The organism is Pannonibacter sp. Q-1 (genome assembly GCF_054073275.1).
Map to the genome: position 1 here is coordinate 44,675 of NZ_JBSXNB010000005.1, position 21,902 is coordinate 66,576.

The 21,902-nt window shown below is 63.6% G+C and carries 19 protein-coding genes; 6 read left to right on the forward strand and 13 right to left on the reverse strand.

The genetic code is table 11. The features are described from left to right. Positions 1–18: 18 nt before the first annotated feature. Positions 19–747 (forward strand): orotidine-5'-phosphate decarboxylase, encoded by a 729-nt coding sequence (pyrF, locus tag ACVNHC_RS15120; RefSeq protein WP_457167785.1) that lies wholly within the window; start codon positions 19–21, stop codon positions 745–747. An 8-nt stretch (positions 748–755) separates the two neighbouring features. Here the strand turns inward: pyrF and ACVNHC_RS15125 are convergent, their stop codons facing one another. Further along, positions 756–1,544 (reverse strand): dioxygenase family protein, encoded by a 789-nt coding sequence (locus tag ACVNHC_RS15125; protein ID WP_457167787.1) that lies wholly within the window; start codon positions 1,542–1,544, stop codon positions 756–758. A 230-nt stretch (positions 1,545–1,774) separates the two neighbouring features. Between ACVNHC_RS15125 and dut the strand changes: the two genes are divergently transcribed. Next, entirely contained in the window at positions 1,775–2,236 is a 462-nt protein-coding gene (gene dut / locus ACVNHC_RS15130) for a dUTP diphosphatase (RefSeq protein ID WP_457167789.1), read from the forward strand. Positions 2,237–2,724: 488 nt separating this feature from the next. Here the strand turns inward: dut and ACVNHC_RS15135 are convergent, their stop codons facing one another. Beyond that, entirely contained in the window at positions 2,725–3,639 is a 915-nt protein-coding gene (locus ACVNHC_RS15135) for an AbiTii domain-containing protein (RefSeq protein WP_457167791.1), read from the reverse strand. A 758-nt stretch (positions 3,640–4,397) separates the two neighbouring features. Between ACVNHC_RS15135 and cysK the strand changes: the two genes are divergently transcribed. Then, positions 4,398–5,360, forward strand: a complete 963-nt coding sequence (cysK, locus tag ACVNHC_RS15140) for a cysteine synthase A (RefSeq protein ID WP_457167793.1) — start codon at positions 4,398–4,400, stop codon at positions 5,358–5,360. A gap of 256 nt (positions 5,361–5,616) precedes the next feature. Here cysK and ACVNHC_RS15145 read toward each other — a convergent pair whose 3' ends face one another. From ACVNHC_RS15145 to ACVNHC_RS15180, 8 genes are all read right to left on the reverse strand, one after another. Continuing rightward, positions 5,617–6,732, reverse strand: coding sequence for a siderophore-interacting protein (locus ACVNHC_RS15145; RefSeq protein WP_123193246.1), 1,116 nt, complete (start codon positions 6,730–6,732; stop codon positions 5,617–5,619). Then, the gene (locus ACVNHC_RS15150; protein ID WP_457167795.1) at positions 6,729–8,018 is read right to left on the reverse strand and encodes a RhtX/FptX family siderophore transporter; all 1,290 of its coding nucleotides are present in this window, start codon (positions 8,016–8,018) and stop codon (positions 6,729–6,731) included. Before ACVNHC_RS15150 ends, ACVNHC_RS15145 begins: the two co-directional genes overlap by 4 nt. Before the next feature lie 61 nt (positions 8,019–8,079). Continuing rightward, positions 8,080–10,290, reverse strand: coding sequence for a TonB-dependent receptor (locus ACVNHC_RS15155; protein WP_457167797.1), 2,211 nt, complete (start codon positions 10,288–10,290; stop codon positions 8,080–8,082). Positions 10,291–10,445: 155 nt separating this feature from the next. Further along, on the reverse strand, positions 10,446–12,230 hold the full coding sequence (locus tag ACVNHC_RS15160) for an IucA/IucC family protein (RefSeq protein WP_457167799.1): 1,785 nt from the start codon (positions 12,228–12,230) through the stop codon (positions 10,446–10,448). After that, positions 12,227–13,183: a GNAT family N-acetyltransferase gene (locus tag ACVNHC_RS15165; protein WP_457167801.1), complete on the reverse strand. Its 957-nt coding sequence runs from the start codon at positions 13,181–13,183 to the stop codon at positions 12,227–12,229. The genes ACVNHC_RS15160 and ACVNHC_RS15165 overlap by 4 nt, the downstream gene beginning before the upstream one ends. Before the next feature lie 16 nt (positions 13,184–13,199). Continuing rightward, a complete protein-coding gene (locus ACVNHC_RS15170) occupies positions 13,200–15,047 on the reverse strand; it encodes an IucA/IucC family protein (RefSeq protein ID WP_457167803.1) in 1,848 nt (615 codons plus the stop codon). An 88-nt stretch (positions 15,048–15,135) separates the two neighbouring features. Beyond that, the gene (locus tag ACVNHC_RS15175; RefSeq protein WP_457167805.1) at positions 15,136–16,482 is read right to left on the reverse strand and encodes a lysine N(6)-hydroxylase/L-ornithine N(5)-oxygenase family protein; all 1,347 of its coding nucleotides are present in this window, start codon (positions 16,480–16,482) and stop codon (positions 15,136–15,138) included. Beyond that, the gene (locus ACVNHC_RS15180; protein WP_457167807.1) at positions 16,479–17,768 is read right to left on the reverse strand and encodes an MFS transporter; all 1,290 of its coding nucleotides are present in this window, start codon (positions 17,766–17,768) and stop codon (positions 16,479–16,481) included. Before ACVNHC_RS15180 ends, ACVNHC_RS15175 begins: the two co-directional genes overlap by 4 nt. Before the next feature lie 395 nt (positions 17,769–18,163). Between ACVNHC_RS15180 and ACVNHC_RS15185 the strand changes: the two genes are divergently transcribed. The 3 genes from ACVNHC_RS15185 to ACVNHC_RS15195 all read left to right on the forward strand — a co-directional run bounded on the left by ACVNHC_RS15185 (position 18,164) and on the right by ACVNHC_RS15195 (position 19,772). Then, complete coding sequence (locus ACVNHC_RS15185; protein ID WP_160318750.1) at positions 18,164–18,934, forward strand: PRC-barrel domain-containing protein; 771 nt, start codon at positions 18,164–18,166, stop codon at positions 18,932–18,934. Positions 18,935–19,046: 112 nt separating this feature from the next. Further along, positions 19,047–19,349 carry a DUF883 family protein gene (locus ACVNHC_RS15190; protein WP_457167809.1) on the forward strand — a complete coding sequence of 101 codons (303 nt, stop codon included), beginning with the start codon at positions 19,047–19,049 and terminating at the stop codon, positions 19,347–19,349. Positions 19,350–19,352: 3 nt separating this feature from the next. Beyond that, entirely contained in the window at positions 19,353–19,772 is a 420-nt protein-coding gene (locus tag ACVNHC_RS15195) for a hypothetical protein (RefSeq protein WP_457167811.1), read from the forward strand. A gap of 197 nt (positions 19,773–19,969) precedes the next feature. On the opposite strand, the gene ACVNHC_RS15200 is transcribed toward ACVNHC_RS15195, so the two are convergent. The 3 genes from ACVNHC_RS15200 to ACVNHC_RS15210 form a co-directional block, all read right to left on the reverse strand. After that, positions 19,970–20,881: a diacylglycerol/lipid kinase family protein gene (locus ACVNHC_RS15200; protein WP_457167813.1), complete on the reverse strand. Its 912-nt coding sequence runs from the start codon at positions 20,879–20,881 to the stop codon at positions 19,970–19,972. Positions 20,882–20,986: 105 nt separating this feature from the next. Further along, positions 20,987–21,574: an RNA polymerase sigma factor gene (locus tag ACVNHC_RS15205; RefSeq protein WP_050473528.1), complete on the reverse strand. Its 588-nt coding sequence runs from the start codon at positions 21,572–21,574 to the stop codon at positions 20,987–20,989. Further along, entirely contained in the window at positions 21,571–21,759 is a 189-nt protein-coding gene (locus tag ACVNHC_RS15210) for a NepR family anti-sigma factor (protein ID WP_094462866.1), read from the reverse strand. Before ACVNHC_RS15210 ends, ACVNHC_RS15205 begins: the two co-directional genes overlap by 4 nt. Between the last annotated feature and the right edge of the window lie 143 nt (positions 21,760–21,902).

Genomic DNA, 21,902 nt, shown 5'->3' on the forward strand with positions numbered 1-21,902 from the left:
CGATGAAAGGAAACCCGGATGGCCGCCTCCAGCCGTTTTGCCCCCAAGTCCGCCACTCACCGCCTGATGCTGCCGCTGGATGTGCCCACGGTTGAGGAGGCGCGGGCGCTGATTGCGGCGACGAAGGGCGCCGTCGGGGTCTACAAGATCGGCATGGAGCTGCAGTTTGCAGGCGGGCTGAAACTTGCCGAAGAGCTGGCGGGCGAGGGCATCGAGGTGTTCCTCGACGTGAAGCTGCTCGACATCGACAACACCATCGCCAGCGCCGTGCGCAACATTGCCCGCATGGGCGTGCGCTTCGTCACGCTGCATGCCTACCCCAAGACCATGCGCGCCGCCGTTGCCGCCTTGCAGGAAACGGATGCCAAGGACCTCTGCCTGCTCGGCGTCACGGTTCTGACCTCCATGGACGAGGAGGATCTGGTGGCAGCCGGGTATCGCGGGCCGGTGGCGGGCCTTGTCGAGGCACGCGCCGGGGATGCACGGGCGGCCGGCATGGGCGGCATCGTCTGCTCGCCGCTGGAAGCGGGGCTCGTGCGTCAGGCCGTGGGCGGCGAGCTTGTGGTGGTGACGCCGGGCGTGCGGCCCGCCGGCAGCGACAAGGGCGACCAGAAGCGCGTGATGACGCCGGGCGATGCCATCCGCGCCGGGTCCGACTATCTCGTCATCGGCCGTCCCATCAGCCGCGCGCCCGACCCCCGCCGCGCCGCAGAGGCCATCGTCGCGGAGATCGAAGCGGCGCTGTGAGCGCTGCTTCAGACAGCTTTTCCGAACCGGTAGTAGGACATGGACAGGGTGCCGTATTCGTAGGTGCGGTGAAGCAGCTCGCCTCTGGCGCCCTTGCCGCCCGCCCCGAGCGCGAAGAATACGGGCAGAAGGTGCTCCTCCCTCGGGTGCGCCATCCGGAAGCCGGGGGCGGCGTCGAGATCTGTGATCCGTTTCGCCTCGCCGGTCAGAAGCCCTTCATCCAGCCAGGCATCAAAGGCCGTGGCCCAGTCCGGCGCGGGGCTGCCTTGTGGCAAGATCTGGCGCAGGTTGTGGGTGGTGCTGCCGGTGGCGATGATCAGCACGCCGCTGTCCTGCAGCCCGCTCAGCGCCGCGCCCAGTTCCAGGAGCTCCTGCGGGCCGTAGCTCAGCGGCAGGGAGAGGGCAACGACCGGAACATCCGCCTGCGGATAGGCGAGAGAGAGCGGCACCCAGGCGCCGTGATCCAGCCCCCAGCTGGGGTCGATCTCTGCCTCGATGCCTGCGGCATTCAGCTTGTCCATCACCTCGCCGGTCACGTCCTCCGGCGCGCTGGCCGGATACTGGATCTCGAACAGGGCACGCGGAAAGCCGCCGAAATCATGGATAGTGCGCAGCGGGCCGGGGGCGGAAACCCGGAGGCCCTCTGTCTCCCAGTGGGGCGACAGCACGACGATGGCACGCGGGCGCGGCAGGCTGGGCCCCAGCTCCTTCAGAAACCGGTGCGCGGCGCTGTCCGCAATCGCCAGCATGGGCGAGCCATGGGCCAGAAACAGCGGTTCAAATCCTGTGGCAGACATGTGATCCCTCCAAAGGACACAGGGGTGTCGATCTTGGGTCTGAGAATAGGAACGTTTCCGCCGTGAATAAAGAGGCGCAAATGCGACGGATCGTTCACTCAAGGGAAACAGAAGCCATGCCCCCAGTCCCGCGCCCTGCCGCATGACCTGTTGACCGCAGGCCGCGAGGCTTGCGCTGGGCCGCCAATGCTGACAGCAAGAGGGCCGTATTTCCTTCAAGGAGAATTGCCATGTCCGTTCCTGCTTCCGTCACCGTTGAACTGCTGCGCCTTGAGCATGGCGCCGACCTGCCGCTGCCCGCCTATCAGAGCGCCGATGCAGCTGGGTTTGATCTGCTGGCAGCGGTGAGCGAAGATCTGGTGCTGCAGCCGGGCAAGAGGGCGATGGTGCCGACCGGCCTTGCCATGGCCATCCCGCGCGGCTTCGAAGGCCAGGTCCGCCCCCGCTCCGGCCTTGCCGCCAAGAACGGCATCACGGTTCTTAACTCCCCCGGCACGGTGGATGCAGACTATCGCGGCGAGGTGAAGGTCATCCTGATCAACCACGGCGACGAGCCCTTCACCATCACCCGCGGGTTGCGCATCGCCCAGATGATCATCGCCCCGGCGATGCAGGCCAGCCTGACCGAAGTCACCACCCTCGACGCCACCCAGCGCGGCGCTGGCGGGTTTGGGTCGACTGGGGTGGGGTGAGTGGGTTTTTGCAGGGCGGGGGAAGGGAGAAGCAGGTGGTTTCGGAGGCCCGCTTCTCAGGTTGAGAGGGGAATTCCCGCCTGAGGCGCAGAGTTGATATTGGGCGCAAGGAAAAGGCCACTTCCTCTCGTGGCCACCGGATTCACACATCAGGTTCGGACACTGCCCGCAATGATGCAGCTGATTTGTGGAAGGGCCTCTCCGCCCCCCTCCCCCTCGTGGGGAGGGGTAAGGGGTGGGGGGCTCTGAACCCGCAACTATTTGAAAATCAGATATTTTCCTGAATAACTCTCAAGCGGACCAGCTGCCTGCAGTCCTTGAACTCTCTGCCAGCCGGAAAGGCCTCCCCCCACCCCTAACCCCTCCCCACCAGGGGGAGGGGAGCTGAAGCGCTGTGCCGGGGCGACCAGATTGCAGGCCTTTCGCGAGCCGTGATTTGCTTCAAAACGCGGAACTATCAGGTGGCTACCGTCTTTGTACAGGCGGAGTTAGTTGAAGCCGTAATATTGAAGAAGGGCTGTTGCTAGGATCGAGCCGCTAGCTCCAACTCCTACATCCCAAGCACCAGATGCTGACTTCTGCACCATTCTCCCAATCCAAGCTGTTACATTCGGGCCGAACTTCTTGTCTTTTCCGATTTGCGGCTCAGAATTTAATGCGGCTTCCAATTCTGTAAGGTCGTCTTTATTTATGCCGTTTTCTTCAAAGTGCTTTGTAAGCGATCGAATATTTCCAGTTTCTATTTGTACGTTGACCGTAGAGTGGCTTGCATTGCCTACGAACCCCACGTTCCCGTAGATTGAGTTGTTGAAAATTGCTTGTATAGCATTTCGGACTTTTTGATCTCTTTCGTCCATGCCACCGACCTCTCCTGCGTTTGGATATTTCTTTTCCAGCGCCAGTGTGAGTTCGAGAACACGGCTTTTGACAGCCTCAATGATGCCAATGACGCTCATTGATGGCACTTCGCCCCAAACCTGAACTGCGCTGTATCCGCTGTAAACCCGTCGCCCCACGAACAAGGCTAAGTTATCGAAATTGACATACAGTACACCGGAGTTACGCGCCTTCTCTGTATCAGCAATCGTAGTGATTGGTTGTCGAGCTAGGAACCGACTAAAGCTGTCGTCCCCTACGATCTGCTTAATGACATGGGGAGCAATTGGTGCATTCTTGATGTGGGCGCCCATTGGGCCAGAAAAATGCCCCTTAAAGGTTAGTTGCAAAGACCGATAATCAGGCACATCTACATCTTTAGGGTAGCCATTCAGTTCGTACTTAACCCAGTCCTCAAGTAAGACGCTATCAACCCGCGCTGCCAATATGAGGCACTTTCTCAACATAGCGGCTACGTTGGAGCTACTGCTTACCGCGTCATTTTGGATTTCACTCAGTAATCCCAAAAGCTTGCTCCCCGGAGTTGATTAATCAAAAATGCCCGTTCGCAATGGCTGAGGCAATTTAACCTACTATATGCTCTACAACTCTGGATGTCGGGGTTTATCCACAGTCCTGCGATCTCTTTTTGTTCTGTTGCTCGCTAAGCGTAGGACGGCCGTGTCACTCACGGGACGTTAAAATCTACGAGGGGTATTTAAGCAACCGTGTGCGATCATTTCCCCCATGGAGCCTTAAGGTTCTGGAGGCCAGAATTGAATGGCGGCAGGGACTGCAATTGTTTGTGTTAAGGGTTCGCTTCTGTTCTGGTAGCATAAGGCGGGGTATGAAGAATTGTCAGCAAGGCTATACCCTTGCGCATCTGAAAGGCTCAGATTTCCCAATCGAACAGTCAAGACAAAGGACACGATCCTTTCGGACACCCGAACCTCTGACAAACCTCCGGCCTCTCCATCGTCATCCTCGGCCTTGTGCCGAGGATCTATACACATCAATGGCTTGCAGATGGCCGGGACAAGCCCGGCCATGACGAAGGAGAGGGAGACCTGCTTTGTCATGATCGTCAGCACCAAAGCCGGCGCCCCATCGCTTACTCCCCTCCCCCCAAACCACCCCCGTTTGGCACAACTTTCCTTATTCCTCGGGCTTTTGAGCATGAGAGCACTCGATTCCGGCGTGAATTGTTCCTAGGTTAGGGTTCAGAATTCCGACAGAAGAACAGGTGCCCCGCATCACGGTGCCGGGGCCAGGACGGGAGATGAGAATGACCGACAGGAAGCCGGGCCGCGGCCGGATTTACAGCTCGATCACCGAAACCATCGGCGACACGCCGCTTGTGCGGCTGGACCGCCTTGCGGAAAAGCACGGGGTGAAGGCCACTCTGCTGGGCAAGCTGGAGTTCTTCAATCCGATTTCCAGCGTCAAGGACCGTATCGGCGTTGCCATGATCGAGGCGATGGAAGCTTCCGGCCAGATCCAGCCGGGCAAGACCACGCTGGTGGAGCCGACCTCCGGCAACACCGGCATCGCGCTGGCCTTCGTGGCCGCCGCCAAGGGCTACCGGCTGATCCTCGTCATGCCGGAGACCATGTCCGTCGAGCGGCGCAAGATGTTCAAGATCCTCGGCGCCGAGCTGGAACTGACGGAAGGGCCAAAGGGCATGAAGGGCGCCATCGCCCGCGCGCAGGAGCTGGTCAGCGAGATCCCCGGCGCGGTGATGCCGCAGCAGTTCGAAAACCCGGCCAACCCGGAGATCCACCGCCGCACCACGGCGGAAGAGATCTGGAACGATACGGATGGTCAGGTGGATGTGTTTGTCTCCGGCATCGGCACGGGCGGCACCATCACCGGCGTGTCGCAGGTGCTGAAGAGCCGCAAGCCGGGCCTGCATGTGGTGGCGGTGGAGCCGGCCGACAGCCCGGTCCTGTCCGGCGGCAACCCCGGCCCGCACAAGATCCAGGGTATTGGCGCCGGTTTCGTGCCGGGCGTGCTGGACACGTCGGTCTATGATGAGGTGGTCAAGGTCACCAATGACGAGGCCTTTGCCACGGCCCGTGAGGTTGCCCGCACCGAGGGCGTGCCGGTCGGCATTTCCTCCGGCGCGGCGCTGACGGCGGCCATCAAGGTTGGTCAGCGCGACGGCATGGCCGGCAAGACCATCGTCGTCATCATCCCCTCCTTCGCCGAGCGCTATCTCTCCACGGCGCTGTTTGACGGGCTGGAGTGAGACAGGGCTGCAACGGCCAAGCGTAACAAAGCCCCGGCGGATGCTGCATCCGCCGGGGCTGAAGAAAACCCTCTCCGCCGTCATCCCGGACGCGCCCTGCGCGATCCGGGACCGGTGAGCCGGGGCGGATGCTGTTTCAACGTGTTTTGACCGAGAGGCTCGGGCTCACCGGTCCCGGATCTCCGCTTCGCTGCGTCCGGGATGACGGCGTTGAGGCAGAAAGAAAATGCGGCTCGTCGCCGTCCCCGCCTGACGCTTACCGCTCCATCCCGGTCTTGCCCTTCGTCCAGTAGGCAATCGCATACTGGCTGCCCTTGCCGAGGCCGAAGTCCTTGCGGAACAGGGGGCGGAGCTGCTGGGCGGTCTGCTGTTCGCCGGCAAACCAGGCAAAGGCAGGCTTCGTGCCCGCAAAGGCCGTGCGGATGGCCTGTTCCAGATCCGCATCGAAGCTTTCCGGGGCAAGGCCATGCACGGTCAGGCCGAGGCGGGCAACCTTGGCGGCGGCAAGATAGGCCAGCGCCTCCTCATCCGTGCCCAGCCCGAGGATCACGTGGCCGCCGCCGGAAACAGGCGCGCCTTCCCGCTCCATGTCCGCCGCCAAAGCCTCGATCATGCGGGCAACGGCCGGCGCGCCGGTGCCATCGGCGGCAAGGAGCAGCGGGCCTGCGAGCGGCGGATGCTGGAAGCCGGAGGGGCCGAGCAGGCCGATCACATCGCCTTCGCGGCAGGCCTCGGCCCAGTCCGAAACCGCGCCGCCCGCATGGCGGACAACGTCGATATCGATTTCGCCGGCCTGCGTGCGGGTCTCCTTGAGGGTGTAATAGCGCATGTGCAGCCCGTCCGGCCCTTCAGGCAGGATCAGCGCGCCATTGGCGGCAAGCTTAGGCCAGACAGGGGTGCGGCCTTCCGGCGGCAGCAGCAGTTTCACATGAATCCCGTCGCTGCCAAAGCGCTCCATCCCCTCCACCTTGAAGGTGAGGCGGAGCAGCACAGCGCTGAGCGCCACCTTTTTCAGCACCGTCAGCTCGTGGAAATAGGGCGGGGCCACCTCGCCATCGCGCGGGCCATCGTCGGACCAGCGCAAGGCGGCGGTCGTGCCGGGCTGCAGCTCTTCGAGATGCTCCATCAGCCACTGCTTCAGCCGGTGCAGCGGAACCAGCCCGTTTGCCTGCACCGTGATGCGCAGCCCTTCGCCCTCATGAACGGTGAGGCCAACGGTGTTGGGGTCAAGGTTCAGCACCACTTCGGCCGGGGAGGGGCGGGTGATGTCCATGCCGTTGCGGAGCATTTCGGACACGAGCGTTTCCAGCAGGCCGGCGGGGGCGCCGCTGGGAAGCGTGGTGAAGGCAATCAGAGGGGCAGGGCCGTTCATGGGCGGACTTCCTCAAACATCGGCGGGGCGGGCTTGCGGCGCAGGAGTGTTGCCGTCAGCAGCACGGCAAGGCCGGACAGGGCCGTGGAAAGGGTGAAGAGAGCGCCATAGCCGAGCTTGTCCGCCAGCATGCCGGAGGCGCTCGACCCGGCCAGATAGACCACCAGCTGGGCGCAGGCGAGAATGGTGAAATCCGTACCGGGCTGGTCCTTCGAGGCGACGGACATGAACAGCGAATAGAGCACGACGATTTCCATGTAGCGGATCAGCGTCTGGAACCCGGCCGCACCGATGACCGTGTAGAGACTGTCCGACAGACCCAGCGCATGCAGGGCAAACATCAGGAAGCAGATGGTTCTGAGGCCGCCAAGGGTGATCAGGGCCGTGCGGGTGCCCTGCCAGCGCATGAGCCCCACGGCCACCACGGAACCGAGGAGCCCGGCCGTCGCCGCCGAAGCCCCCGAGAGATAACCGATCCAGGACAGCGGCAGCTTGATGTCAACGAGGTATGACCCTTCCATCGCCTTGACGAGGCCTTCGCTGGCGCGGAACACCAGTGCCACGATGAGGATCTGCACGGCCTCCGGGCGGCGGAAGAAGGCGCGGAGCGAGGGCCGGTGCGTTGTCTGCGCAGCGCCACTGTCTTTTGCGGGCCGGTCCCCGGCCTCTTCCATCAGAACAGTGACGGCAAGCGGGATCAGGGACAGGGTGGCCACGAAGATCAGGGTCGGCTGCCAGCCCCAGTTTTCGAACAGATAGAGCGAGAGACTGCCACCGATCACCACACCGAAGGCAACCGCGCCGCCCTGGCAGGCGTTGCCGATGCCCCGGTCCGCTTCCGTCAGCTTCTGCGTGGCATAGCCATCGGTGGCGATATCCTGCGTCGACATGGCGATTGAAATGACCATGCACATAAGGAAGAGGCTGACCACATCGGCCGGCTGGATGAAGGCCATGGCAAACAGAGCGGCTGAGCAGACAAGCTGCATCGGCACGATCCAGCCGCGCCGGTGGCCGATGGGCAAAAGGCGGATCCGGTCGACGAAGGGCGCCCAGGCGAATTTCACCACCAAGGGCAGCATCAGCAGCGAGAAAAGCCCGATGGCCGTACGCGAAACGCCCTGCTCGCGCAGAACGGGCGGCAGGGCGGCGGCGATCAGATAGGTGGGAATGCCTTGCGCCAGATAGAGCCCGGCCAGCGTCACATAAAGACGGATCCGGCTCTTCTCTGCTGGTGCTGTCTGGGCTGGCGCTGTCTGGCTTTGGGGCGCTGGTGCATCCCGCATGGCACTGGTCTTTCCGGAAAAAAGGCAAGCCTCCCGCAATCGCTTGCGGGAGGCCTCAGGATCAGAAGGTCACGCGGTAGGTGAGGGCAACCGTACGGCCAAGGCCCGGCACTTCCGCGCCGCGCACGGCGCTGGCAACCGGGTTGACGTAATAGGTGTCCAGCACGTTGCGCACGCCCAGTGACAGCTTGCCGGACTTGCCCATGTCCTTGGACATGCCAAGGTGCAGCAGGGTCACATTCGGCAGATGCTGGCTCGTCTGCTTGCGGCCGGACAGATACTCCACCTCGGCGCGCGCCATGATGTCGTACATGAACCGCATTTCACCATAGAGGTTGATCTTGTAGGTGTTGGGGATGCGGTTGTTCGGCAGGTATTCGCCGGCATCAATCTTGCCATCGCCATTGGCGTCATACTTGCCTTCCACATAGGCGAAGACGGTGCCGATCTTCAGCCGGTCGGTGGCATCCGCTTCGGCAGTGAGGTCAAAGCCCCAGATCTTTTCCTTCTGCTGGGAAACGCTGTTTGTGGTGGCGTCGAAGGACGTGCCCTTGTCCGAAGTGGAGATATAGGCGCTGGCGGTGCCGCGGAACCGGCCCCAGTCTCCGCGCAAGCCCGCTTCATAAGTGTTCACGAGCGCCGGTTCCGGGGCGATGTTCGCATAGCTGATGTTGAGGTTCGGCGCGCCGGTTCCGCAACCATAAGCAGCCAGAATAGAGCCGTATGTCGCGCAGATGTCGGCAACGGAATTGGCGCCGGCCCGGCGTGTGAAACCGCCAATGTCCGCGAGGGAATAACCTTGCGAGAAATTGGCGAAGGCCTGCGCTTCCTCGGTCAGATCAAACACACCGCCGATGTTGTAGGTCGGCGAATTATAGGTGAAGCTGCCGCCGGTGACGCTGACTTCGCGCAGCGGGACCCGGAAACCATTGTACAGGAAAATACCCGACGGCCGGGTGAAGTCTTCGACATCAAGGTAGAACTGGTCGAAGCGGGCGCCACCCTGCAGGGTGAACCGGTCTGTCACGGGCACTTCCAGCTGGGCAAAGGCGCCGATCTGGTTCTGCGTCATCGGTGCAATGACAGCGGCCCCATCCACGCGCTCCTGCGTCGTGTGATCGTAAGTGTAGTCGGCACCCCAGGTGATCTTCGCGCCGTCACGGATGAAGTCCAGGTCACTGTTGACCGTTGCATTGATCCCGGCGCGGTCGCTTTTGAGAATGGTCTGGTTGTAGGGCGATACAACGGTGGACCCATTCGATGCGCCATAGACGAACGAGTTTGCAGTCGAAAGAGTGTTGAACAGGGACTGCTTCCGGATGGAATTGTAGAATGCCGCCACGTTCAAGGTGCCGAAGATGAAGTCATTCTCGGTGAATGTTCCAGTAAAATACTTGGAATCTTCCTTCAGGCGCTCGCCGGTATAGGGTGAGTTGAAGTCCGGGCTGATCGGGTTGCTGGAGTAGTTGGTCAGCCAGTCGGGCTTCTGGTCGAGATAGGTCCAGTCGAAGGACAGGCCGAAACGGCGGCTCTCATTCTCGTATCCGAGCGAGGTGAACATGTTGCCCTGACGCGTCCGGTCACTGCCGCCCTGCCCGATCATGGCATCAGAGGGCATTTCGTTGCCGCGGCCATCATAGGTCTTGCGGGTCATGTCGCCGGAGAGGGAGAAGAAATAGTCGAACTGGCGGATACGGCCTTCCACATTGGCACTCACGGACGGGGCAATGGAATTGCCGATGTCCTGGGTGTAGGCGGATGCCTGGGTGGTGATGGTGGTGCGGATGCCCTCTTCCACCCCGCGCTTGGTGATGAAGTTGATGGTGCCGCCGGTTGCGCCTGCGCCATAAAGGCTGGAAGACCCATTCACCACTTCGATGCGCTCGATCGTGTTGAGATCGATCATCGACAGGATGCGGGAGTTATCGCGCAGCGGCGTGTTGCGCGGCACGCCATCGACCATGATCAGCACGCTGCGGCCACGGAAGGTTTCCGAGGCACCCGAAAGGGTCTGGTTCGACGGGGCAAAGCCCGGAACAAGGCGGGAGATCAGATCGGTTGGATCGGTGGAGCCAAAACTGGCAGCCTCGATCTGTTCGCGGTCGATGACGACAACCGACTGCGCCAGCGTGCTGACTGCACTTTCACTGCGCCCCGCAGTGATGACGATCTTGTCGAGGGTGGACGTCTTCTGCGCGGTCTCATCCTGCGCCAATGCCGGAAAGGCTGCGATAAGCGCCGTTGTCGTCAGCGCGAGTGTCTTCAGATGCATGGCCTGCCACCTTTTGCATGTGTGTTTCAAGTCGGTTGGCGGTGGCTTGGCCCTTGCGGCCTGGCTTCCTGATATTGGCGCTACAACTGCATATATGAATTATGGATTCAAGTTTTGTTCGGTATGTGCGCCTTGCAAAAGTTGTGCTGTTGCGTTCACGCAACATTTCCGCAACGGCACAATGGGTTGCGTAGATCCGTGCCGAGGGCTGGCATCGGCCGCTGGGCGGCATCGCCATAGCCAATGGCAAAGCGCACCTTGTTGATGCAGACCCTCGGCATTGCCGGATTGAACAGATCGAACATCTTGTGCCGTTCCGCCAGCTCCGGATGGGCCGCCATGTAAGCCTCAAGCACATCCGCCAGAAGCCGGTAGAACCTGTCTTCCGGCAGCACGCCGGACGCCTCGAGCCGGGCAGAGAAGAAGCGCAGCACGGTGACGAAATGCGCCGTCTGGATGTTGTGAACGATATAGGCCGGAGGCTTCGACGGCAGCACCGCCCTCACTTCGTCCGGCAGGTCCGCCTGTTCGGGAAAGACCACATTGACCAGATCCACGTCGCCCTGCAGATCCTTGATGGCAATGCCAGCCGGCACGTCCCTTTCCAGCACCACGGTGATGTTCTGCCCATGGGCGATGAAGCCCGTGCCGAAGCGGCAGAGCATGTGATAGAGCGGCACCACGCTGACCTCGAAGAGGCGCTTCAGCCAGTCCTCGAAGTCCAGTCCCGCCCGGCGGGCATGGGCCACGGCCAGCGGCCGCCCCTCCGCATCGGGATGCAGCAGCGCGGCATAGAGACAGGCGCGGCGGTTTGGCCCCACCCGGCCGGAGGCATTGTCGCGCCAGATCACGCCCAGCGTTTCGCCATGCTGATAGGGCGCATCCTCCATCTGGCCATAGAGCGGGTGCCGGTACCAGATGCCGCGTGCCTCGCGCAGGATCGTCACGTGCCGGGCCAGCAGATCATCTGAGGCCACGATGCCTTCCAGCCAGTCAGAGAGCGCAGCGCCGATGGCGATGTATTTGCCCGGAATGCCGCGCCAGGCGGAGGTGTTGAGGATGGTCAGCGCCACCTTCACATCCGCAGAGCCGGGCCGGTCGATGCTGGTGAGCGTGCGCAGGCTGGGACCGGCCACATAGCGCCCGCCGAAGCTGCCGAGAAACACCAGATCGCCGGTGGCAAGATCCGTGACATAGGCCTGCTGGATCACATTGTCCCACTGCCAGGGATGCACGGGGATCAGCGTGTGGGTCTCAAGACTGAGCCCTTTTTCCGTGAGGCGGGCGAGAAGCTTTGCTGCCTCAGCTTCGCCAAGCTGGCGGCGCAGGAACGCCGCTTCATAGTCATCACCGCCCAGACGGCAGTTCTGCCGGGTGGCTGCCAGCCAGAACAGGGAGAAGGGTTCGGCCGATTCCGGCGAGTAGCGGGCAAGGTCATCCGCGCCCCAGCCGAGGCGGCCCTTGTTGGCCACCGCCTTGGGGTGGCCTTCCAGCAGGCCGTGCAGCACATGCACGGGCAAGTCGAGCAGCCGGTCCGCCTCAAGGCCTTCCGTTTTCTGATGCAGGATCATGTCCTGCCGCAGGGTGTTGGAAAGTTCGCGCAGGAAGGTGGCAAGGGTTTCCGGCGCCATCCCGAGCTCGGCCCTTGCGTCCAGCGTGAACTGCAGCGGCGAGATGGCCCCCTCCGGCTCACGGCGGATTGTCCGGCTGTCCGTCAGAAGGTTGCCCCAGGCGCCCGTGCGGGCGGCAAAGTGCCAGGTGATGCCGGATTTGAGGCGCAGGGCATAGCTGCCCTCGCCGTCTGCTTCCGGCGCCAGCACTTCCTCATAGGTCAGCTCATCCAGCATCTTGGCGAGTGCGGTCCGGCAAACGGCGTTCCAGCGGGCGTCAGCGGCGCTCCGGCTGTCTGCCGGGGTGGAGACTGCAAAGGGCGCGTTCACAGCCGCACCTCCGAGAAGAACCGGTCACGCGGGCAGCGCATCAGGGCCGAGCGCTTGTGCGGGAAGTCGAACTCCTTGACCTTCTCGTAGCCGACTTCAGCGGCGTAGTTCAGCAGCTTGGCATTGTCGACGCGCGGCTCGCCCATGATGTTTTCCGTCATCGGGCAATCAAGGAAGAGGTAATGCAGCAGGCCGCGCAGCCAGGCGCCGGTCTTGGCCCGGCCAAGGTGGCGGCGCTCGCCGATCAGCCCATGCCAGGCCCGGTCCCAGGGGCCGCTGTCATAGAAGGGGCCAAGCCGGTCCTCCCGCACCCAGTAGGTCTCGAAATAGCCAGCATCCTCGCCGTTGAAACAGCCGATCAGCGGATAGGTATGCGGCCGCTCCGCGAAGGCGGCGAGATAATCGCGCAGCTTCGGCTTGTCCCAGGCCAGTTCCCAGAAATAGGCGACGCGGCCATCGTTCATCCAGCGGTGGAAGGTGTCGAGGTCCCGGTCGATGTCCACCGCACGGAAGGAAACGGTGAGATCGGCCACCGGGTCATACCGCTCGTAGACCACGCCCACAGGATGGGGCGGGCGCAAGGGGTGATCGCGGCCATCGGGGCCGGGCACCAGACCGGTGCGCAGCCGTCCCGTGGGCCTGTGCCCCAGCCAGAGCTGGTCTGTCTGATAAAAGCCATCGCGGCGCACCTCCAGCCCGCCCGCAACCGGATGGGCAAAGGGCAGATCGCGGACGGTGAGCGGCAAGCCGACCGGATCAAGGATCAGCCGGTGAAGGCTTCCGTCAGCGGCAAAGGCCGCTTCCAGCGCCCGCAGCACGGCGCCGGTCAGCTCGTCCGCGCCCGGCGTTGTGCCGTTCAGGCGCAGCGACAGAACCGGTGTTTCCCGGGTGCTGTCGAGACGGGTGGTCACGAGGGCTTCCGCCCGGGTGGTGCTGGCAGCATGAATGTTCATGGGCTGGGTCTCCGTGTCACTTACCGTCCGCGCGCATCAGCGGCAGCAGCGGGTTCGGCATTTCAAGGAAGGCGGCGAGCTGGCCCGAACCATCGCCCGAGGCCTCGTTCACGTTGCTGAGGCTGGTGCGGTAGTTGCCCTTGCTCACCCAGGTGGGGCGGTTCAGCAGGAAATCATGCAGGCTGGTGTCACCCCGGCTCTGCGCCTTCTCCCGCTGCAGGAAGGTCAGAAGGCAGCGGTTGGCCCGCTCTTCGGCGATAAGGCCATCCAGCACCAGCGTGGCGATCACGCTCATCAGATTGTTGATGATGACGTAGTAGCAGACGAGCCCGTCGCCCAATTCGGATGGCACCACGTTTTCCGCATGGCGGCCGATATCCGGCAGGTAGCGGGCCAGCATGTCGTGATGGGTGGTGAGGTGGCCGGTGCCCTGGCAGTCGCGCAGCCATAGATGCGCGGGCCAGCCATGTTGATCGAGCGCCAGCGTCATGTTCTGCTGATGCGCCCCGAAGAGAAGGCCGTAGCGGGCCCGGATTTCCAGAAGCGGATGGATCGCCACATCCAGGAAGCCCTGCAGCCAGCTTTCCGCCAGATCCTCCGCCGCGCTGCCATCGCGGGCGGCGCGGGCAAGGATCAGCTCGCCCAGCGGAGAAGCGCCATCCGGGCGCTGCTCGCACAGGCCCGCCATCATCACCGGACCGGCGGCGGTTTCATCACGGAACGGGTTGTCGCGCAGGACAACGAAACTTTCCTCCAGCGCCCCGCCATCGGCATCCTTCAGCGCCACATAGGCAGGCTCGCGCAGGATCGAGGCCTTCGGGAATTCGGCGGCAAGGCTTTCCCCGACCGGGCCATCCAGCAATTCGGCCAGTTGCAGCCCGCGTTCCACCTCCTTGCGCGCCAAGGTGCGCCGCGAGTTGGTGAGCCGCAGGGAGAGCGAGAACTTCAGCATGGACGGTGCATGCCAGGCATGGACACCCCGGAACGAGCCGGTGGCGGCAAAGGGCTGGCCCAGCTCGCCCAGCGGCCGCAGCAGGCCTTCGCGCAGGAGGGCGATGACATCCACCCGGGCAAGAAGCTTCGGCGCCTGAAACGGATGCCAGGGCAGCGGCACGAAGCCGTCTTCCGGCTGGTGCAGCTCTTGCGGCAAGGACGGATCGCTCTGTGCCAGTGCCCGCAGCATCTGTTCTGCCGGGGTCAGCGTGCCGCTGGCAAGAACAAGGATGGAGCGGTGGGCGAGGCACCAGAACAGCGGGAAACGCCCGCCCAGATCCGGCGCGAAGCGGCGTGCCTCCTCCAGCTCCAGCCCGTCGCGGCTGCGCGGATTGGGATGGGTGGCGTGGCCGCCGGTCAGGGCCTGCTCCCCCTGCTGGAAAGTCCAGCCTGAGGCGGGCCCCAGCGGCGGACGGGCGCGGAAGGCTGCTTCGGCGGCAAGCCGGCTGTCCATCACCCGCTGCAGCAGCTTCATCTGCAGGGCTTCATCGCCCGCGCTTGCCACAGGATCAGTAACGAGCAGGGCCAGAGCCGTAGCCAGCGGCACCTTGCGCAGGCTGCCATCAGCGCCCATCAGGCAGAAGGGCAGGCGAACGGCGGTGCGGAAGGGGGTGCGGGCCGGGGCGTGGATCAAAAGCGCATCGCCGCCCGCAAGCGGCAGTTTCAGGATTTCCCCGCCCGGCGCGGCAAAACCGTCCGGCTGGGAGGTCTCAAGGCTTGCCCGCTCACCGGGGGCAAGCGCAGACCAGCCGTCCCACTCGCGCAGAAGGGCATTCAGGAAAGCGCTGGCGGCGGAATGATCGGCCAGCGCTGCGGCATCCATGGGCGCGGCAGCGGGCGTCATCCGGTTTGAAGGCAGAAGCTGGTTCATGCCGGGTCCTCGTCAATCGGGATCAGATCCGCCGCCGCCGCCAGGACCGGGGCGGGTCTGGCAGGCGGCGGCGATGGTGGCGGCCGGGTTAGCCGACGGCCCGGGTGAGCGGGGCTTCATCCGGGAGGCGCTTCGGCCAGTCCACCAGTTCCGGTCCGGCGCTGACATCGAAGAGGTCTTCTCCGGTCAGGGCGTTGATGATGACGGCGCTGCGCCAGGCCATGAGGCTCATCTGCGGATCGACGATGCCATGCGACGACAGGCCGAGATTGAGGCCGAAGAGGCCGATGCTGGAGGGCCCATCCCATTGCAGGCGGTAGCTGGCATCCAGAACCGGCAGGCCATTGGCATCGAGATCCAGCCGGTGGCGCAGGGGCTCAAGGCAGGCGGGAAGCGCGGGGCGGGCGCCGGTCGCCAGGATCACCGCGTCAGCGCCGAAAAGCTCGCTCTCGCCGCTGGTGATGGCGTGGGTATGCAGCAGGAACCCGCCGTTCTGCCGTTCGAGCAACTCCAGATTGCGGCCCGGCAGCAGGGAAATGCAGTTCTCGCCCAAGAGATGGCGGCGGCGGTAGATCTCGGCAAAGAGTGTGTCCACCGTAGCGGGCGTCAGTCCGTCGCTGGCGAGCTTCTGGCCGGAAATCTCGTTGCGCTGGGCCTCGAAGGGGAGCGTCTGATAGGCGGCGACATAACCCGGCGTGAACACCTGATCGACAAAGCCACCTTCCTCCAGCGGCGAGAAGCGCGGCAGATTGCTGATCCAGCTCACATGCGCGGGCGCGCCCTCGGCACGGGTCAGAAGATCCAGCACGATTTCCGCGCCGGTCTGACCGCCGCCGATCACGGCCACGCGCTTGCCCGTGAAGCTGCGCGGCTGGGTCAGGTAACTTCCCGCATGGAAGCAGTCGGCCCCCAGATGCGCGGCCGTGCAGGGCGGCACAAACGGCGCCATGCCTGCACCTGCGATGAGATTGTGCGCCAGCTCCGTGCGGCCGCTGGCAAATTCCAGCCGCAGGCGGCTGCCGTCCAGATGCACGGCCGTGGCTTCCTCGCCAAAGGTGAGAGTGTCGAGCCGTCCGCTTACCCATTGCAGATATTCGTTGAACTCCATCCGGGTGACGCCGGTGAAGCGGCCGGAGAGGAAATCGTAGAAGCGCTTCTTCTCCACCAGAAAGGCGGTGAAGGAATGCGGGCTCGTCGGCAGGACGGGCGTCACCAGATCCTTGAGGAACGAGGTCTGCAGGATCGAGCCGGGGAACATCAGACCCTGATGCCAGACGAATTGCTTCTTCTTTTCGAAGAAGCGCGCATTCAGCCCCGGCACGCTGTCGAGGAGCGCAGCAACGCTGAGATTGAAGGGGCCGATGCCAATTCCGGCCACATCAAGCGGCAAGGCGGGGGTGCCGGCATGGGGGCGCATTTCGAGCACGGGGTTCATTCGGATGCTCCTTTATGAGGGGCGTGGGCAGGGGCGGCGGCGGACAGATCCGGGAGGGGGAGCTGAAGCGCCGGGCCGCTGCTGCGGCTGAAACGGGTGAGGATTGGGATGAGAATTGCGGTGAGCGCGGTTGCGCCCGCCAGAACGGCAAGGGCCATGTCGAGGCTGATGGAGCCCAGAACACCGCCCGCAAGGGAGCCCGCAGCAAGCCCTGCAAATTGCAGGCTGCTGAGGCGGGTGGAGGCCAGGGCGCGGCCTGACGCTGGCATGCCTTCGGCAGACAGCGTCAGCGCCGTATTGGCGCCCAGGGCAACGGAAAGACCGGCAGCGGTGAGCGCTGCGGCAAGCGCCAGCACCGGCAGGCTGGCGGCAAAGGCGAGAAGGCCAAGCCCGGCAGCGCAAAGCACTGCCCCGGCCAGGCGGCCTGCCTGAAGGCGGTGGCCGATGATCCGCTCAAGGCCGAGTTGCACGGCAATGCCCACCGCGACAGAGACGGCAAGGCACAGTCCGGCTGCGCTGGCCGCTTCCGAAGGAGAGAGGGACAACCGCTGCGCGATGACGGGGCCAAGGAGCACATAAGCCGCGCCCGTGGACAGCTGCAGCAGGAAACCAAGAGACAGAGGCCCCGCCAGCGGGCGCCAGCCCAGTCTGGCTGCACCGGCTTCCATCTTCGGAACCGGGTGGACGGCAGGTTTTTCGCCGCTGTCTTTGCGCAGGAAAAGCACAAGCGCCGCCAGATAGACCGGCAGGGGCAGCAGAACGGGCGCCCAGGCGCCAAGCAGAAGCAGGGGCGCGATCAGGGCGTTTCCGGCGAGGCGGCCAATGCCGTTCATGGCATTGAGCCGGCCGATGTGACCGGCCAGCGCCGCGCCCTCTGTTCCGGTGTCCTGCGGTTTCCGGACCGTGCCCGCGCTTTGTGCCAGCGGCAGAATGGCCGGGGCGCTGAGGCTGTAGATCAGGCGTCCGGCAGCCAGAAGCGCGAAGGCCGGCAGGGCGGCGAGCCAGCCATATGCTGCTGCGGCAATGCCTGCGCCCATCATCATGGCGCCGAGGCCGGCACCTGTCAGTGTCAGCTGCAGGGCCCGGTCAAGCCCACCGCTGGCTGCCACACGGCCCCAGCCCGGAATGGCAAGAGCGGCCGCGAGCAGGCCAAGCCCGACCAGGGCCCCGAGCGTTGCGAGACTGACACCGAAAAGATGCTGCAATACCGGCACAAGGGCGATCAATGCCGCCTGATGGAATGCATTGGCCGCCAGGGCCAGCATCAGCATCCGGAGTTTTGCCACGGGTACGCAACCTTGAGTTTTTGATTTTGCCTTCGATACCTGAGTTTTTGATTCAAGTAAAGGTGGTTGATGATCCCGGCCCGGCGAAACGTGCAGCAAAAATTTTTGGAACAAAGTTCTCCGTGGTGTGTTTTGCTACCGTGTGTGGGAAAAACAGGATGGCTTTCAGTTGTTTCTCAATTCAGGGATCAACAAGGCCATCTGCAAGAAATGGAGGATAAATAATGATCCAAAGGATTCTTGCTACAACCGCTCTTGTTTCTGTACTTGTTGCCGCTCCGGCAATGGCGCAGGACATGAATAATGCGCCGGGGACGGCGCCGTCTGTCGAAAACCCTGCAGTAATGCCAGGTGCTCCGATGGATACACAGCCGGGCGTGATGCCTGAGCAGGACATGAGCCAGCCCTCTGGCACGATGGCTCCGTCCGGCCTCTCCGGCATCACATCCGAGGTTGTCGCCAGCAGCCTGATCGGTGAGGACGTCCATGCGACCGGTTCCACCGAAGGCGAGCGTATCGGCAGAGTGTCCGATGTGGCGATGACCGAGACCGGTGAGGTCAACGCCGTGATCATCTCGGTTGACAGCACCGCTGAGGCCGAAGGCAAGGACGTTGCCGTGCCCTTCGATCAGTTGACCTGGATCGACCAGAACGGCGAAAGCCGCCTGATGGTGCAGATGACGCCGCAGCAGCTGAATGCAGAACCTGCCTTCGACAAGACCAGCCTGACCGGCCCGTCGGTGATCGATGAGCTGAGCGAATCGGTCGGTTTGACCGACGATACCGCCGGCACCACCACGGCGATGCCGGGGGCAGGAGCCACGGGCCAGGTGGATGGCAGCCAGGCAGCTGGTGTCAATGTGATCAGCACTGACAACCTGATCGGCACCAATCTGGTCACGGCAGACGGCAGCACCGCCGGGAAGATCTCCGATGTGGTGATCGCGCCCGCCGGCAAGGCCGAGGCCTATGTGATCAACGTGGGCGGCGTGCTTGGCATCGGCAGCAAGCCGGTGGCCGTTGAAGCCTCCAACGTGATGATCCAGCGTGATGCCGAAGGCACCATTCAGGCCACCACGTCAGTGACGCCGGAGGCCATCGAGAACGCTCCGGCCTACACGCTCGAAGCCTACAGACAGAGCCCGGAAACCACGGTCATCCGCTAACCCTGCCTGAACATAGGTCAAACCCTGCGTGGCGCCCGCAATCGTGGGCGCCACCGGCCGGACTATTTCCCTTCATCCGGGCCGGCTTCCGGCCCTGACACAGGAGCACATCATGCCTGCAGCAGTTCAGAATGCCGCAAATGACACCAGCAAGTCTGTTTCCGCCAAGGATCTGGAAGAGCGCATCGCCCGCGTCCGGGCCGATGTCGCCGATCTCGGCAAGGCCGTCGCCAGCTATGGCAGCAGCAAGGCCGATGACCTGAAGGTCGCCGGTGAGGATGCGCTGGAAACGCTCAAGAAGGAGCTTGCCGATCTGGAAGGCAAGGTTGCCACACAGGTTCGCGCCCGCCCGCTCCAGTCGCTGGCCATTGCCGCTGGCGCCGGCGTGCTCGCAGCCCTGCTGATGCGGCGCTAAACCATGCGCCTTCTGGCTTCCCTCGCCCTGGACACCCTGGGTGATGCAAAAGGAAGGCTGCGGCAGCTTCGCCGCAGCGTCCTGCTGCTTGGGGCCTGTGCCCTGCTGGTGCTCACCGCCTGGGGCTTCGGCGCCACCGCCGCCGTGATCTGGGTGATCCGCACCGGATATGATCCGGTTGCCGTCCTTTTCGTTGCTGCGCTGCTGCTGCTGTCTCTGGCTGCGCTTCTCGTGGCCATCATGGTGCTTTTGAACCGGCAGGACCGGCGCAAGCGTGAGCAGAAACGCGCGCTCAACGCCATCGCCCTTGCCGCGGCCGCACCCCTTCTCGCCGGAGGGAAGGGCAAGACCATGGGCCTGGCAGTTCTTGCAACAGCCGGCCTGTTCCTCGCCACCCGCACCCGCTCGTCCGGCAGCGAATAACACCACCCACTGAGCTTGACTCAGTGGGTGGTAACCAAGTCCGCGCGGTGCCAGAGCAATGTTCCAGAGCAATTTCCTGCCGTGATGCGCCTGCATCGGGAGCCTTGGAACAAACCCTTACCAAGCCAGCCATCTGCATTCGTCCCGGTCTTGTGCCGGGATTTTCCGTTGTCAGGAGAACGGAGCCGGAGGGGGGCTCACGCTGCCCCGGCCGCAGCTGGCCGCAGCACGGCGAGAGCCTGCGGCTCGATCTTCACGGTGATCTTCAGCGGCAGGTCGATCAGCTCGCCATCCAGCACGCCAATCTTGCGGCGCATGGAAGGGGAGAGTTCCACCTCGACCTCGCGGGCGCGGTCATACATCAGATTGGCGTTGGAGCGCCACGCACCACGGGCAAGGTCGGCGGCCAGCAGCGTTGTTTCCAGCGAGGACAGCCGGTGGACGCTGTAGACCCCCAGAACCCCCTCATCCAGCCGCGCCGCATAGGGCAGCGTGCCCTCGCCATAGACGTTGTTGGACACGGCAATGATGCTGAAGCGCCCGCGCCGGACCTCGCTGCCGGTGCGCAACCTTGCCCGGAAGGAAAAGGGGCGGAAGGTGGAGCGCAGGAAGGCGCGGAAGCTGCCCCACATCTTGGCAAGGCGCGAGGCATGTTCCGCCTTGTCGCGCTCCCGGATCATCTGCGCCTGCAGGCCGAGGGAAAACTGATGCACGAAGGGCCGGCCGTTCATCAGGCCGATGTCGGAGCGCACCACCTCTGCCTTCGCCAGTGCCGCGATGGCCTTGTCGAGCGGCAAGGGAATGGAGAGGGAGCGGGCAAAGAGATTCATGGTCCCGGCCGGAAGCACGCCCAGCACCTTGCCGGAGCGGTAGGCCATCGCAGCGGCAGCCGAGATGGTGCCATCCCCGCCGCCGGCAAGGATGACCTCTGCCGCCGGATCATCCGCAATGCGCTTCAGATTGTCTTCAAGGCGTGCGGAGGAGGTGACGATACACTGCACCTCATGGCCTGCGGCGGAGAACTCCGTCTCGATAAGGCTGCAGACCGCCTGAATATCGGCCGTCTTCAGGGTGCCGCCATCCCGGTTCAGGAGAGCTGTAACGCGCATTCAAACTCCCTCTCGTGCCGCAGCCGGGACATCCAGACAGCACAAGCGGGCAGAACGAAGGACAGTTCTGCCCGCCGCAGGCAAGGCCACAGGGCTGCTTCGCGGTCAGCCGTGAAATAGCTGCTGGGTGACAGGCGCAGACAGGCTGTCGGGGCCGTAATCTTCTTCGCCGCTGATCTGCAGCCGTTCCTGCAGGCGGTTGCGGGCGCGGTTGACCCGGCTCTTGATCGTGCCGATGGCACAGCCGCAGATCTCCGCCGCTTCCTCATAGGAAAAGCCGGAGGCGCCGATCAGAATGATGGCTTCGCGCTGATCGTCGGGCAATTCTTCCAGCGCCTTGCGGAAGTCCTGCAGGTCGAGCGAGCCATACTGGCCCGGATGCACGGCGAGGCGTTCGGTGAACAGGCCGTCGCTGTCCTGCACCTCGCGGCCGCGCTTGCGGGCCTGGCTGTAGAATTCGTTGCGCAGGATGGTGAAGAGCCAGGCCTTCATATTGGTGCCCAGCTCGAAGCTTTCCTGCTTGGCCCAGGCCTTCATGATGGCGTCCTGCACCAGATCATCAGCCCTGTCGGCGTTCCCGGCCAGCGACACACCAAAGGCGCGAAGGCTTGGCAGGCAGGCGAGCATCTCACGCTTGAAGATCTTGCGCGGGTCTGCCGCCTGCGCCGTGTCTGCCGTCCCCGCTGCCGTCATTTCTTCAAGCTCCTCTCCTCAGCTTCGTCGAGGCGCTCCAGAAGATCGAGGAACCGGTCGGGAATCCCCTCATTCTGTACCGTGTCGTAAAGCTGCCGGAGGCGGGCCGAGATCTGCTGCGCATGGGCGCCATCCAGCGCTCCAGTGCCAGCGTCCGGTGTTCCGGGCTTTTTCCAGTCGTTCATGGGCATCGTGCATCCGTTTCGTATCTGTCAGGAAAATGCAGACCGTCAAAAAAAGTTCCAGGCAGGAGGAACTTTTTTTGGAACCAGCCGTTCCTTTCCCAAGATGCCCGTGCGTGCGGGCGGTCACAATCCGGTTTCTCCCC

Coding starts and splice junctions, on each gene's coding strand:
- ACVNHC_RS15190 (WP_457167809.1), top strand. CDS start 19,047: ATGCCTGCAGCAGTTCAGAATGCCGCAAATGACACCAGCAAGTCTGTT.
- ACVNHC_RS15210 (WP_094462866.1), bottom strand. CDS start 21,759: ATGAACGACTGGAAAAAGCCCGGAACACCGGACGCTGGCACTGGAGCG.
- pyrF (WP_457167785.1), top strand. CDS start 19: ATGGCCGCCTCCAGCCGTTTTGCCCCCAAGTCCGCCACTCACCGCCTG.
- ACVNHC_RS15195 (WP_457167811.1), top strand. CDS start 19,353: ATGCGCCTTCTGGCTTCCCTCGCCCTGGACACCCTGGGTGATGCAAAA.
- ACVNHC_RS15145 (WP_123193246.1), bottom strand. CDS start 6,732: ATGAACGGCCCTGCCCCTCTGATTGCCTTCACCACGCTTCCCAGCGGC.
- ACVNHC_RS15170 (WP_457167803.1), bottom strand. CDS start 15,047: ATGAACCAGCTTCTGCCTTCAAACCGGATGACGCCCGCTGCCGCGCCC.
- ACVNHC_RS15175 (WP_457167805.1), bottom strand. CDS start 16,482: ATGAACCCCGTGCTCGAAATGCGCCCCCATGCCGGCACCCCCGCCTTG.
- ACVNHC_RS15165 (WP_457167801.1), bottom strand. CDS start 13,183: ATGAACATTCATGCTGCCAGCACCACCCGGGCGGAAGCCCTCGTGACC.
- ACVNHC_RS15200 (WP_457167813.1), bottom strand. CDS start 20,881: ATGCGCGTTACAGCTCTCCTGAACCGGGATGGCGGCACCCTGAAGACG.
- ACVNHC_RS15185 (WP_160318750.1), top strand. CDS start 18,164: ATGAGCCAGCCCTCTGGCACGATGGCTCCGTCCGGCCTCTCCGGCATC.
- ACVNHC_RS15125 (WP_457167787.1), bottom strand. CDS start 1,544: ATGTCTGCCACAGGATTTGAACCGCTGTTTCTGGCCCATGGCTCGCCC.
- cysK (WP_457167793.1), top strand. CDS start 4,398: ATGACCGACAGGAAGCCGGGCCGCGGCCGGATTTACAGCTCGATCACC.
- ACVNHC_RS15155 (WP_457167797.1), bottom strand. CDS start 10,290: ATGCATCTGAAGACACTCGCGCTGACGACAACGGCGCTTATCGCAGCC.
- dut (WP_457167789.1), top strand. CDS start 1,775: ATGTCCGTTCCTGCTTCCGTCACCGTTGAACTGCTGCGCCTTGAGCAT.
- ACVNHC_RS15150 (WP_457167795.1), bottom strand. CDS start 8,018: ATGCGGGATGCACCAGCGCCCCAAAGCCAGACAGCGCCAGCCCAGACA.
- ACVNHC_RS15205 (WP_050473528.1), bottom strand. CDS start 21,574: ATGACGGCAGCGGGGACGGCAGACACGGCGCAGGCGGCAGACCCGCGC.